Source organism: Nodosilinea sp. FACHB-131, assembly GCF_014695395.1.
Lineage (GTDB): Bacteria > Cyanobacteriota > Cyanobacteriia > Phormidesmidales > Phormidesmidaceae > Nodosilinea.
Genome location: NZ_JACJOF010000016.1, coordinates 254,490 through 268,070, shown reverse-complemented (window position 1 = coordinate 268,070; position 13,581 = coordinate 254,490). Strand labels below are relative to the sequence as shown.

General features: G+C 59.8%; 9 protein-coding genes. 5 read left to right on the top strand and 4 right to left on the bottom strand.

What is annotated here, in order from left to right:
- Positions 1 to 395: 395 nt before the first annotated feature.
- Both H6F75_RS11305 and H6F75_RS11300 read right to left on the bottom strand, forming a co-directional pair.
- Positions 396 to 2,117: a DUF87 domain-containing protein gene (locus H6F75_RS11305; RefSeq protein ID WP_190752201.1), complete on the bottom strand. Its 1,722-nt coding sequence runs from the start codon at positions 2,115 to 2,117 to the stop codon at positions 396 to 398.
- A gap of 295 nt (positions 2,118 to 2,412) precedes the next feature.
- Positions 2,413 to 2,955, bottom strand: a complete 543-nt coding sequence (locus H6F75_RS11300) for a hypothetical protein (protein ID WP_242019879.1) — start codon at positions 2,953 to 2,955, stop codon at positions 2,413 to 2,415.
- Between the two features lie 237 nt (positions 2,956 to 3,192).
- Here H6F75_RS11300 and H6F75_RS11295 point away from each other — a divergent pair, with 237 nt between their 5' ends.
- The 3 genes from H6F75_RS11295 to H6F75_RS11285 all read left to right on the top strand — a co-directional run bounded on the left by H6F75_RS11295 (position 3,193) and on the right by H6F75_RS11285 (position 4,917).
- Positions 3,193 to 3,528, top strand: coding sequence for a nucleotidyltransferase domain-containing protein (locus H6F75_RS11295; RefSeq protein ID WP_190752292.1), 336 nt, complete (start codon positions 3,193 to 3,195; stop codon positions 3,526 to 3,528).
- Between the two features lie 89 nt (positions 3,529 to 3,617).
- Positions 3,618 to 4,358 carry a hypothetical protein gene (locus H6F75_RS11290; RefSeq protein ID WP_190752192.1) on the top strand — a complete coding sequence of 247 codons (741 nt, stop codon included), beginning with the start codon at positions 3,618 to 3,620 and terminating at the stop codon, positions 4,356 to 4,358.
- The gene (locus tag H6F75_RS11285; protein WP_190752190.1) at positions 4,348 to 4,917 is read left to right on the top strand and encodes a hypothetical protein; all 570 of its coding nucleotides are present in this window, start codon (positions 4,348 to 4,350) and stop codon (positions 4,915 to 4,917) included. The genes H6F75_RS11290 and H6F75_RS11285 overlap by 11 nt, the downstream gene beginning before the upstream one ends.
- Positions 4,918 to 4,930: 13 nt before the next feature.
- Here the strand turns inward: H6F75_RS11285 and ppc are convergent, their stop codons facing one another.
- Complete coding sequence (gene ppc, locus H6F75_RS11280) at positions 4,931 to 8,044, bottom strand: phosphoenolpyruvate carboxylase (RefSeq protein WP_190752188.1); 3,114 nt, start codon at positions 8,042 to 8,044, stop codon at positions 4,931 to 4,933.
- A 179-nt stretch (positions 8,045 to 8,223) separates the two neighbouring features.
- Positions 8,224 to 8,457 (bottom strand): hypothetical protein, encoded by a 234-nt coding sequence (locus H6F75_RS11275; RefSeq protein WP_199303871.1) that lies wholly within the window; start codon positions 8,455 to 8,457, stop codon positions 8,224 to 8,226.
- Between the two features lie 391 nt (positions 8,458 to 8,848).
- On the opposite strand from H6F75_RS11275, the gene H6F75_RS11270 reads away from it, so the two are divergent.
- Together H6F75_RS11270 and H6F75_RS11265 are read left to right on the top strand one after the other, a co-directional pair.
- On the top strand, positions 8,849 to 12,034 hold the full coding sequence (locus H6F75_RS11270; RefSeq protein WP_190752186.1) for a DUF1574 domain-containing protein: 3,186 nt from the start codon (positions 8,849 to 8,851) through the stop codon (positions 12,032 to 12,034).
- Positions 12,031 to 13,512 (top strand): MBOAT family protein, encoded by a 1,482-nt coding sequence (locus tag H6F75_RS11265; RefSeq protein WP_190752184.1) that lies wholly within the window; start codon positions 12,031 to 12,033, stop codon positions 13,510 to 13,512. The genes H6F75_RS11270 and H6F75_RS11265 overlap by 4 nt, the downstream gene beginning before the upstream one ends.
- The last annotated feature ends 69 nt before the right edge of the window (positions 13,513 to 13,581 follow it).

The window sequence follows — 13,581 nt, the reverse complement described above, 5'->3', positions numbered from 1 at the left end:
GCTCAATGGCAGCTAGAAATGCGCAGGAACACAAAACGCTGATACATCCAAAGCCAATCGCAGTGCAGGGTTATCCACTACCTTAGCAATTCTCCCAACAATACTTAGAAACTTAAGATTGAAGTGGCGGCAGTACTACATCAGTAGCAACGATTAGCCATAGGGTATCACGCCAGGTAAGCTCTACTCAGCCATAGATCTCATCTCTATCCAGAGGCAGATTTTCCCTCCGGAAGGATTTGGGTTCTTGTAATAATATGGCGGTGCCGAGACAGATTCTACATGCATCACCCCTTAGCTAGTGTGCCCCAAAGTGGTCTCGCTGCAACAGTTAGAGCGCTTCCAGAGGCTTGCCAACAACGGCGCCACTCTCCTACCTGGCCGCCAAAGTTTGCTTAAAATCCCAGATCGGCGCGGGCCATTTCTGAAGCCTTAAACACCACCTCGTCGGGCAGCTCTTCCCAGGCGGTGGCTCCCACTTGAGTATAAAAAGTACTGTCGTAGGGGCGGGTGCGCACGACCACGGGCATGGGCACCGCGTGGCCCAGCACCAGCGCCTGCTGCTTGGAGTCGAGCTTGGCCAGCACCGATCGCAGGCTCTGCCCCCCCGACACGCCGGTAAAGATGGCGTCGATATCTTTCTCGTCGTTGAGCAGAGCGGTGATACGGGTGCCAATCTGCGACATTACCTCGTTGTCAATGCCCGAGGGCCGCTGATCGACCACCAGCAGGGTGACAAAATATTTGCGCATTTCCCGGGCGATGGTGCCAAAAATGGTCTGCCGGGCCGTAGCTGGGTCGAGAAAGCGGTGGGCCTCTTCGATGGTGATCATCAGCTGGCGGGGGCGATCGACCACATTCTTGGTCTGTAAGAAGCGATCGGCTTTTTTGACGTAGCTAGCGTGAATGCGCCGGGCAATCACGTTGGTAGCCAGCATGTAGGCCAGCATGTTCGACTGGGAGCCAAACTCCACCACCACATGCCGGCCCTCATCGATGGCGGCGAGAATCTGGGTGATGTAGTTGGTGCCGCTGGCCGCCTTCATATATTTGATGTCGGCCAGCCTCGTCAGCTTGCGCTGCAGCGCCATGATCGACGACTTGCTGCCCATCTTGGTCTCGCAGAATTCTTGGATCTCCTCGTTGGTCATGGTGAGCAGACGGTTGATCCAGGCCTTACCAAACTCGTTGCGTAGAATGATCGCATTCTCTAGGCTGGCCTCCGACAGATTCAGCTCGCCCCGCACTAAGTTCAGGTCTTCCACATCGATCTGGTCGAAGCTGATGTAGAGCTCTTGGGCGTCGCGCACCCCCCGCCGCTGGGTGGCCTCGGGGTCGAGGGTAAACATCTGCACCTGACCGGGGAAGAGCTGCCTCAGTCCTTTGACGGTGCTGAACTGCTTGCCCTCGCTAACCGCCTCCCAGCCATACTCAGAGTGCATGTCGAAAATTAAGTTGACCGCCGCCTGACGCTGGATGATGCCCGCCAGCAGCAGCCGGGTGAGGAACGATTTGCCCGTGCCCGACTTACCAAAAATGCCGTTGCTGCGCTCTACAAAGCGATCGAGATCCAGACAGACCGGCACTTCCATATCGATGGGTTGACCGATCGCAAAGTTGCGCCGATGGGGGTCATCTTCCCAGCCAAAAATGATGCGAAAGTCGCGATCGCTGGCGTCATACACCTGACTAAAGTGGGCCGGAATCGTCTTTACCGGCAGCAGTTCCACGTCAGCGCTACTCTGCACCTCCATCGACCCGTAGCTGCTGTCAGCCCCTTTTTTCTTTGCTTTCCCCTTACTCCCTACTCCTTCACCCTCCTGCTGCGTAAACATCAGCATCGGTGTCAGGTTGATCGTGCCGTAAGTGCCCGTCCCGGCCAGCACCTCCTGCAAAAACAGGTTTGACGGCTCCGGCGGGTGGGCCAGAATGCGCTGGCTACCGGTGCCTAGGGTAACGTCGGTGAGCATACAGAAAAACTGCGATCGCTGCCCCTGCACCACCAGAAACTTGCCCACCCGCATGTCTTCTACCGAAATATCGGGGTGCAGGCGCACCTCTAGCCCCTGGCTTAGCGAACCCTGGATGACCGACCCCAGCGGCTGACTCATCCCCATCAGGCAATCCTCGTACGTTTTATGTTGAACCCCAGGGGCCTAGAGTGAAGCGCCAGCAGCACCCGACATGCCCTGGAGTTGGGTTTCACTTTGCTTCACCCAACCTACACAGCTCTTCACTGCCGATTTGACGGCACTCTAGCCTCGTCAACTCCGCCAATTCTAATACACTTGTCCTGATTAGCTCAACTTTGATCAAAAATGCCCTGAGCTACCCAGTTTGATAGCTCAGGACAACATCGTTAGCCAAGACATTGGCAAGTTCAAAGAGTAGAGTCAAATCTTAGATAAACCGCTAAAACTGGATGCCGACACCACCCTGCACCGAGATGGCCATATTGTTACCTTGGCGGTAGGCGTCGAAGGCAAAAATAGCGTTGCCGAAGGCGACTAAGTTGCTGTTGGGAAACAGATGGTCAATGCCCGGCTGAATGACAAACGCTGTCTTGTCACCCACGATCGAGGGGTCGTCGCCGCCGCCACCGACAAACGAGGCCCCGGCTCCCACATAGACATCAGTATTCCAGCTCAGCGGCACATCGTAGGAAACGGTTGGCACAAACGCAAAATCGCCGCCAAAGATAAAGCCTTGAGCCCGCAGCGAAACCGGATACTGCAACAGGCGATAGCGGCCTGAGATCACGCCCTGCACACCGCCGCCCTGACCGGTGGCCGCATCGCTGGTGAGGCCAAGACCGGCCCCAATGCCGACATAGCTACCGTAGGCTACCTGGGCCTCGGCGGCCTCTGGGGCGATCGCCGCACCCGTCGCGGTGGCCGCCACTGCTAGCAGAGCAGCCCCTGCCGTACGCCCCATCCAACGCCCTAAGCTTTTCATGGAGTTACTCCTCAACCCTTCAAACGATTTTGTGTTGGCTGACTGTGCGGGCTTACCGATGCCGACCTGAACCTATCGCTGTAGGGCGATTTTGGCCCTGATACCCTTAGTCTGCCGATAAGCTTACTGCATGGCTCAGATTTCGACACACTGAATTTCTTCAGTCAGTAAGATTGTTAGGAAAAATCTGAGGTGAGGATGGGGGCTGGTTGGGAAGGGCGATCGCAACGCAAAGTAATGAGCTACGGATTATCGGATCAGCAGCTTGAGGAAATTGTCGAGTTCATCGCTGCCTACCCGCAGGTGGAAGAGGCAATTTTGTTTGGCTCCCGCGCGATCGGTACTCACAAACCCGCCTTAGATGTGGATATCGCGATCAAGGGTAATGGGGTTAACTCAGCGCTGGCAGCCCGGCTCAAGTTTGATATCGAAGAAGACACCTACTTGCCCTATTTCTTTGACTTCGTAGCCTACGGCACCATCACCCGCGAGGCTCTGAAGCAGCACATCGACGAAAAGGGTATATCCATTTACCGCAGCGGATTGTCTGACAATCAAGTCTATATAGCTTAAGTAAAGGAACCAACGGAAAGCCCTAGACTCAGCGGCAGACGGGTATTCTGAGGCTAAATCAGCCGACAACCAACGCCGCGATCGCCGTGATGAACGATTCCAAAGCCCTCTTCGACTACTGGCATAGCAAGGTACGCCTTAAAAACCTGAGCATCGTCTCTTCCCCTGGCCACATCGAAACTCCTCGCTTGCGCCACGATTGCACCAACTACGACACCCTCCGCGCCAGCCGCGAAGTTGAGCTGCTAGACGAGCTAGAACGTAGTCGGGTCATTGCCGTCATTAAGTACCAGTGCACAGCCCAGGTGCTTCAACGGCGGGCAGGCTTTCTCAACAGCCACATTGCAGAGCTCCAGAGCGAAGTTCAAGATCTCGCCCACACCAAGGGCAAGTTTCAAAAAATCATCCAAGCGCTACAGGAAATTATCTTCGGCAAGGATCAGGATATTCAGGCGCTGCAAAATCGCATCTCCATTCTGGAGACAGAAAACGAGACCTTGAGAGCCGAGACTGAGCAGGCAAAAGCCTACAGCGATCTTCTTCAAGAGTTTGAGACCCTCAAGAAAGAATTTGAGAAAGTTGCTAAGCGTAAGCAGGAACTTGCCAAAAACAATCAGAGTCTTGGCGGCCGAGTAAGCCACACTAACCGCTTCCGGAACGAGCGCGATGCAGCACGGGCAGCGGCAGAAGAGCTGCGCCAAAAGCTGGCCCAGGTTACAGACCATAACCAGCAACTCCGCAGCGAAAATGAGGCGCTAACGTCAGAACTATCTCAGCTCCGCAAGCAGACCAAGCTAGGCATTGTAGAAGTTCGCCGCAATGGGAATTAACGACTTAAAGGCTAGAGCCTATGAGTTAGCCGGTGTCACTACCACCCAGCAGCTCAAAGCTAAATACGCGGCGATTGATCAACTCAACCTTCGCCTCAAAGCCTCTTGGCAAAAGGCGATCGCCGTTCTAGAAACGAACCAACCCAGCGATGGCACCCCAGCTAGAACCATCGCCAATCTCAAGGCCGAAGTTTACACCCTGGCCCAAGTCTCTACGACTCAGCAGCTCAAAACTAAGTACGAATCTCTAAAGGCGCTCAACTTCAGCTTCAAAACATCTTGGGAACAGGCTCTCACCCTCTTAACTGCCAACCGACAAGACTTTCAAGCCTGGCTGGTCAACCCACCCGAAGAGTACAAAGCCCTCTTTGCTGAAATTGAAACCGTTTCCGATAGCTTTAGTTCCCAGCTAGAGAAGGCCAAACAGTTGGGGCAAGAGGCTCGGGCAATGGCCGTCAGCCTCGAACAGCTAGCCCAGGAAGCCCAAGAGGATGCAGAGCAGCTACAGCAGGAGGCCGAGGTCGCCCAGCAGGTCGCCCAGCAGGCCAATCTCAACTAACCGAGACTCAAAATCAGCCCGTATTGCGCATCCCTGCTGCAATGCCGTTGATGGTGAGGAGTGCGCCCCGCAGCAGCTCGCCCTGGCTGTAGCGCGATCGAATCACCCCTGTCGCCGCCTGGTCTTTGTACTGGCGCAGGCGCTTGAGCAGGGCCACCTGCAAAAAGCCTAGGGGCACAATGGTGCCGTTGCGCAAGTAGACCGATCGCTGCAAATCGGGGTCGCCATCGAGCAGGCGCTCGCAGTCAGTAATCCGCAGCACCATGTCGCGGGTCAGGTAAAACTCCTGGGAAATCGTGCTGAACAGGTCCAAAAACCGCTCTTTGTCTTCGGGGGTGGTGAGTTCGCGCACGTAGTGCTCAGCAATTTGCAGATCGACCTTGGCCAGAGTCATCTCAACCTTTGAGATCACCATCTTGAAGAAAGGCCACTTGCTGTAGAAGTAGCGCAGCACCTTGAGGTGTTCCTCCGGTGCCTCGTCCACAAACTCTTGCAGGGCCGTGCCCACCCCGTACCAGGAGGGCAGCAAGAACCGGGCCTGAGTCCAGCTAAACACCCAGGGAATCGCTCGCAGGCTACCGAGGTCTTTTTTGCCCCCCCGCCGCGAGGGGCGCGAGCTGATCTGGAGCTGGCTAATCTCTTGAATGGGGGTGACCTGGTGGAAGAAGTTGACCAGGTCAGGCTGTTCGTAGATCAGCTGGCGGTAGTGGCTGCGGGAGCGGGTGGCCAGATCCTCCATGGTCTCATTCCAGGGCTGAATGTCATCGACGCTGTTGCTCAGCAGGCTGGCCTGAATGACGGCAGTGGTCACCGTCTCCAGGTTGTAGAGGGCCAGGTCCGAAAGGTTGTACTTGGAGGCCAGCACCTCCCCCTGCTCGGTGATTTTGATCCGGCCTTTGATGCTGCGGCCCGGCTGGGCCAAAATCGCCTCGTAGGCGGGGCCGCCGCCGCGCCCCACTGAGCCACCGCGCCCGTGGAAGATGCGCAGGGAGACGCCGTAGCGATCGGCGGTGGTCTGGAGCGCCTGCTGAGCCTTATGAATTTCCCAGTTGCTGCTGAGGAAACCGGAGTCTTTGTTGCTGTCGGAATAGCCCAGCATCACCTCTTGCAGGGGCACCGCCCGCGGCGTGGCCACGCTGCCAGGACCTTGGTCAGCAGGCTGGTTGGCCTGCCCTTCTAGCAGATTGCGGTACAGCGGCAGCTGAAATAGCTCTTCCATCACCGCCGGGGCACGCTGGAGGTCTTCGACGGTTTCAAACAGGGGCACCGGCTGCAGGCTGCTGAGCTCGGCGCTGGGGTCGTAGAGGCCCGCCTCTTTGGCCAGCAGCAGCACCTCGAGCAGGTCACTGACGGTGTGGCTCATGCTGATCACATAGCTGCCGCAGATGTCGGGGCCAAACTCCTGGTGGAGCTGGCGCACCATGTGCAGGGTAGCGATGGTCTCGCGGGTTTTGTCGGAGAAGGGCAGCTCGCGGGGGGTGAGGGGGCGGCGGGTAGTGAGTTCGCTGACCAGCCAGGCAATTTTGTCGGCCTCGGGCAGCTCACTGTAGGGCTGGGGCAAAACTTGCAGGTACTCGGCGATCTCGTCGAGGGCGTCGGAGTGACGGGTGCTCTCTTGCCGCAGGTCGAGCTGGGCCAGGTTGAAGCCAAAGATTTCGACCTGGCAGATCAGGGTGTTGAGGTCTTGGCAGTTGAGGCCTGTGGCTTCTAAGTTGCGCTGAATCAGCCGCAGCTCAGCCAGAAATTCGTGGCCGTAGCGGTAGATGGGCAAGCCGCTGGGGTCGTTGGAGTGGTCGGCGAAGGGGTCGCTTTGGTAGAGGCGCTGGCTGCGATCGCAGGTGTTCTTGAGCCGCTGCTTGATGTAGGCCAGCTTGAGGCGGTAGGGCTCTTGACGGTAGCGAATCGCCAGTTCGTCATAGATGTCGGCCATTTTGACCTGGTCTTGCTCCAGGGATTCGAGCAGCTCGGGCAGCACCTCGCTCCAGTGCAGCGAGAGGCTGAGCAGCTCGACCAGGCGATCGACGGACGCCATGTACTTGGTGAGCACCAGGTTGCGCTGGTAGCAGGCGGTCTTCCAGGTGACCTCGGGGGTGACGGAGGGGTTGCCGTCGCGATCGGCCCCCACCCAGGAGCCAAACCGGCAAAAGCGGTGGCGGGGCGGGTCGAGCTCGGGAAAGGTGGTGGCGATCGCCCGCTCAAACCGCTGGTAGAGCTGGGGCAGCGCGTCAAACAGCACCACGTTGAAGTAGTGCAGGGTGTAGTCGACCTCGTCAAGCACCGAGGGCTTAAACTGGTGCAGCTCGTCGGTGCGCCACCAGAGGCGAATTTCTTCGGTGAGCTGTTCTTTGAGTTCTTCAATTTCCCAGGAGGAGGCCAGGCCCAGGGTTTGGGCACTTTCTTCAGCCTGATCCATCTGGCGCAAAATGCTGGCGATCCGCCGCTGCTTGTCGCGGATGGTGTGGCGCACAATCTCGGTGGGGTGGGCGGTAAACACCAGCCGCACGTCCAGCTGATCGATCAAGTTTTGGATCACCTGGGGCGGCACGTTCAGCCGCTTGAGGGTGGGGAACAGCCAATGGAAGGTGCCCGCCTCTTTGCGGCTGCTGGGAGGGTCGGCGATGCTGCGAGTCAGCAGGTCAGCCTGGAAAAGGTTGCTCGACTCGCTGTCGCTGACGTTGTTTCCAAAAATTGACTGGCCAATGCGCTGGGCCAGTTCTGAGGTTTCGTAGGCCGCCCGATACTGCTGCTGCTGATCGCGCTGCTCGTAGTGCTGCTCGACGATGTTAATCAGCTGAAAGTAGAGGGCGAAGGCCCGCGAAGCCCGAATGGCATCTTCGAGGTCGAGGGCTTCGACTACGTCGACTACGGCTTTGACCCGAGCCTCGGCGGCAGTGGGAGCCTGCCCCTCGGGGGAGCACATGCGCCGCAGCTGCTGGAGCAGCTTTAAGAGTTCAGGGCCACAGGCATGCTCCAAAACGTTCTCCCACAGGTCTTCGACCACTCGCAGCCGGTGGCGCAGCAGCAAATCTTGCCAGGAAGACTGATCATCCACCGCTGCGGGCAGGCTAGCCGGGTCAGTCTGAGCTGCGGGCCGGGCATCCCCGGAGGAGTGGAGCGTTGAACTCATGGGTATGACAGCAAAGAGAACGGGGATATCGCAAAGATTCTATAGGATTACCCTGGCCGGAAGAAGTTTATCCAGATCAACAAATTGAAATCGTTACAGCGTTATCAGCGCTGACCGAAGCTGTCAAACCCTTCTCCAGCAAGGGTTTTTGAGAAATCAAAAACCCTGTCAAAACGGACCTAACCCTCCGGCGCAGAGGTGGCGCTATCGGGCGCGATCGGCGGCATTTTCAGGTTGGGCAGGCGATCGCCTGAGAAAAGCTGCTCGCTGACCAACCCCAGCTGGGTCAGCCCATCGGCCAGGGCACGGGTGACCAAAATGCCAAGCAGCACCGGGGGCACCAGCAGACCCACCGCCACCTCGGCAGACTGACGGTTAACCGGGGCGGAATCAGAACGGTGCGACGAGGTCATAGGACAATCACAAGTTGGGGCACAAAGGGGGAAAATCTAGGGTCAGGGCCGACTCTGGAAGCGCCGCTGGAGGGGTCTCGGGGAGCGATCGCCCGAGCGTACCGTCAGCGCAATTGATCACTAATATATTAGACAAGGGGCCTCATGCCTGACCAGGTGGCCTTGGCCAGGGCACTCCTATCATTTCTAAGTTGTTGAGCAGGTAGGATGGGGCATGTAGGATGGGGTCGATGGCTGTGCCCCCTCGGGCTGACCCAGTTTTGAAATTGCCCCAAAAGAAATCGGCTGATTGGCGCTGGAGTTGGTATAAATTAAACCGACTGCGCCACGGCCAGGCGCTGTCTCACAATTCGGGAGTGTGGCCCTAGCCTAGCCGTTACCCTGACCCCCTATGCCTGTGTCTTTATCCAACCCCACCCTTAGCCCCAACTCGCCAGCAGCCACCGTGCTGGGCTGGCTAAAGCAGGCCATGGGGTTGCCCACGGCGGAGCTGCACATCAAGCTGCGGGGCAACATTCTCCACGTGCTCTGCGAGACTCCGGCAGCGCTGGATCAGTCGGCGGTGCTGCTGAAGCTGGTGCGATCGCTGATTGAGGGCGGCGACGACTTGGTGCGCCAGCACTACCCCCAGGTGTATCAGCTCTACGTCTACAGCCGGCTAGAGGGCAACCCCACCCCTGAATGGACGGCCCCGATCTATCTCAATCGACTGGAGCGCCACCTGGCCCAGCTGGTGCTCGAAAACCAGGATGAGGCCGATATCAAGGCCACCCACTCGCTGCTGGAGAAATATAACCAGGGCCAGTCGGCGCGGGGGGTCGAGGGCGGCAGCGGGGCGATCGTGCTGTCGAACCTGAGCCTGGCCCGCAAGGGCGACCCCGAGGCGATCGCCTGGTACCTGAGCGAGACCCTCAGCAGCCTCGACGTCGGTGTGTGGGTCAGCATTAAGGCCATTCCCGGCACCGCCCACCTGCACCGGATGGCGATTCCTGTCGGGCTGGCGTCACGCATCGCTGGTGACGATGGCGAAACTGCGGCCGACGACCCAGCGGGCACCGATACAACCATCTCTCGGCTGTGGATTCTCTGCGAGGCCACCTACAGCCCCGACCCCTCGCTGATTGCCCGCCCCACGGCAGAACGGCTGCGGCAGCTTCAGCTCACCCAGTTTAAGGATGCGGTGCTGCTGCTCCAGGTGCGGGGCGAAACTAAGCCCGACTGGAGCCTGCGCATTGACCTCACCCCGCCCGAGGAAATGCTGCGGGAGTGGGGCCGCTGGGGCGATACCGATGCGATCGCCCGCTTACTCTCAGCGGCGGTGGCCAGCTGGCACCTGGGCGTCACCTCCGAACTCACCAACGGCACCCTGCACCTGATCTGCTCACCCCAGAGCGGCGACCACGACACCCAGCAAGCCGAGGGGCTCGCCGCCCAGGAGGCCGTGCTCGAAGCCCTGACGACGCCCCTCAACGACCTCGCCCCCCAGGGCATTCCCCGAGCCGTGATCTATGGCCAGGCTGGGGCCAACGCCACCCCTGCCTGGGTGCACTACCTCGACCTGCCCGCCGCCGAGCACAGCGCCCTGGCCGACACCCCCGAGTATCTGGGCCAGACCGGCGACCTGCCCGCGATCGCCTTCCTGCTCACCCGGCTGCTCAACCCCAGCCTCGACGACCGCCTGGCCACGGGCGGCCAGCGGGTGCAGCTGCTGCGCCGCGACGGGCTGCTGCACGTCATGGTCGACGGCCCGGTCGCTCCCCGCCGCCGCCTGGTGGCCCCGCCCATCAACGACTATTTGCTGTCCCTTAGCCCCATGGGCATCGAGGGGGTGCGGATTTATGGGCGGCGATCGGGGCAGTCGCAGCCCGCCTGGACCTTTGGCCAGGACTTTTTGACCCGCCGTCGCCTGGTACCCGAGGCGACCCCAGAGTTCACCGCCTCCGACTCCTACGTCAACGAGCTGCTGGTGCGGCCCGACGGCCCCGTCACCACCGCTGAACTGGAAGCCGAGCTAGAGGAGGACGTTGCCCTCAGCCAGTGGGTGCAAGACGTGCTCACCCGTGGACGCCATTTGCTGCTGCGATCGCAGCTGCTGACCAGCGCCACCCCCGAGAACCTGGGCGACGGTGTCGAGAGCCTCGACAATCTGGGCCGCTCCGACGGGTTCAAAATTGCTGTGGTGTGGGCAGCAGTCGGCGTTCTCGTCGCCCTTCAGGTGGACTGGCTGCTGGGGCAGATCATCACCCCGCCGAGCCAGCAGGCCAAGGCCGAAGACATCGCTCCCCCCCTGACTGAACCCCCTGAGCCTAGCGACCCCCTGGCGGAAGATCTGGCCGAGCTTGACTGGCCCGGTTCTCAAAGCAGCGACAACGGCTGGGGTGAGGGCGGCTTTACCAGCGATTCCAATGGCGACACCGCCGGGGCAGAATCCCTCGACACCAGCCCCAGCCAGCCCATCGTCGCCATCAATGACCTGGTTGAGCAGGCGTCGTTCTCTAGCTTCAACAGCGACCAGATGAACGAAAAGCTGGCTCTCTACTACCAGCGCCTAGAGCAGTCTGGCCCCCCGGACGTGATGATTGTGGGTAGCTCTCGCGCCCTACGGGGGGTTGACCCCGTGGCCCTGCGCCAAGAGCTAGCCACCATCGGCTACGACAATGTCAGCATCTTCAACTTCGGCATTAACGGGGCCACCGCCCAGGTGGTGGATCTGGTGATTCGCCAGGTACTAGAGCCTGACCAGCTGCCCCAGCTGATTATCTGGGCCGACGGGGCGCGGGCCTTTAACAGCGGCCGGGTCGATGCCACCTATAACGCCATTGCGGCCTCCCCCGGCTATCGCGAAGTGGCCGACCGCCGTGCCGAGGAAGTTGAGGCCGCTGCAACCCCTGGCGACCCCACAGCCCCGGGTAGCCCCGAAACCTCCACCGGGTCGCTGCCCAAGAGCTACGCCGCGATGGATGAGTGGCTTAGCGGTCGGCTGGCCACTGTCTCGGCGGTGTATAGCGATCGCGATCGGCTCAAGGGCTGGTTTCAGCAGCGGCTGATGGTCGCCACCCCCACCCCCACCGGCTCTAGCGAAGAAGGCCTCGATGCCGCCATGCCCGAGGGCAGCACCATCGACTTCGACGGTTTTTTGGCCCTCTCGGTGCGGTTTAACCCCGCCACCTACTACCAAGACTTTGCCCGAGTTTCGGGCCGCTACGACGGTGACTACGACAGCTTTCGCCTCGAGGGCCAGCAGGTCGATGCCTTTGCCAATCTGCTCAGCTTTACCCAGGAGCAGGACATTCCCATCGTGTTCATCAACACTCCCCTCACCGATGAATACCTCGACGACTACCGGCGCGATGCTGAGGCCGAGTTCTTGCAGCACATGCTCAAGCTCTCCACCACCGAGACCGGCTTTCTCTTCCGCGACTTTGCCCAGCTCTGGCCCGATCGCTACGACTATTTCTCAGACCCCAGCCACCTGAACCGCTATGGCGCTTACCAGGTCTCTAGCCAGCTGGGCCAAGACCCGCTAATTGCCTGGCCCCGACCCGCCGCTCCCCCTGCTCCCCCCGCTCTGCCATGACCCTGCCCTCCCTGGTCTACGCCCTGTTTTTGCTCAGCGTTGTCGGCGTGTTTTGGACGCTGGAGTCGTTGCAGGCGCGGCTGTGGCTGCTGGTGGTGGCTAGCCTAATCTTCTACGCCTCGATTCAGGTGCAGTATCTGCTGCTGATGGTGGCGCTGCTGATCGTGACCTTTTTTGTTGGCAATGCGATCGCTGCTCCCCTCGACTGGCGCATCCCCAACCCTCGCTGGCAGCTGGCTGAACGGGGCTGGAACCAGCGCCGCACCCAGCTACTGTGGCTGGGCGTGGGCATCAACGTGGCGCTGCTGCTGGGGTTTAAGTATGCCGAAGGACTGTTTCGCTGGCTGGGGATCGAGCTGGGCACCGCCCCCGACGACACCTTGACGCGCATCATCATGCCCCTGGGGCTGAGCTTCTTTGTCTTTGAGTGCATCGCTTACCTGGTGGATGTGTATCGGGGGTCGCCAGCGGCGCTCAACTTCTCTGACTTTGCCGCCTATAAGCTCTACTTCCCGAAGCTGATCTCTGGCCCTATCACTCGGTTTCACCCGTTTATTGACCAGGTCGAGCAGCAAAAGCCGCCGGGGCTCAACACCGCCGTCGAGGGGCTGTGGCTAATCGCCTACGGGGCGATGAAAAAGCTGCTGATTGCTGACCACATCGCCATTTTGGTCAACCTCAGCTTTGACAACTTGGAGCGGGCGGGCAGTGCCGATATCTGGCTGGCAACCTTTGCCTACGGCCTTCAGCTCTACCTCGACTTCAGCGCCTACGTCAACATTGCCCGAGGCAGCGCCCTGCTGATGGGCATTAACCTGCCCCAAAACTTCGACGCTCCCTACTTCACCACCAGCCTGGCCGACTTTTGGCGACGCTGGCACATCACCCTGGGCGACTGGCTGCGTAACTACCTCTACTTTCCGCTGGGGGGGTCGCGGCGAGGGGTGGTGCGCACTTGCATCAACCTGATGGCGGTGATGCTGATTGCGGGGGTCTGGCACGGCAACAACTGGGGCTTTTTAATCTGGGGTGCCATTCACGGGGCGGGGCTGGTGGTGCATCGCCTCACCCAGTCGTGGGGCAAAGCGGTGCCTAAACTGAAGGCATTTTGGGGCACGCTGCCAGGGACCGGGCTGGGCTGGCTGCTCACCCAGGGGCTAGTGTTCTTTAGCTGGCTCTTCTTTCGGCTGCCCGAGCCCGATCGCTACACCCTGGCCCTACAGCGGCTCTGGGGCACCCCGTCAGATGCCCAGTTTAGCCAGCTGGTCTATTTAGAATCGCTGGGCTTTACGTTTACGCAACTGCTGCTGCTGCTCTGCGGAGTGGTGGGGCTGATGGCGGGGGCCTATGTGATCAAGCGGGGGCTCAAGCTAGAGCTGAGCTGGCCGGTGAAACTGCTGCTGGTGCCGTTGTTTAGCGTGCTGGCCTGGCTGCTGGCTCCGGCGGAGACGTTGCCGTATATTTATTTCGACTTCTAGGCTGGTGGGGAGTAGGGAGTTGGAGGGTGGGAGAGTTGGAGGGTGGGAGAGTGGAGTGTATGCCACTCG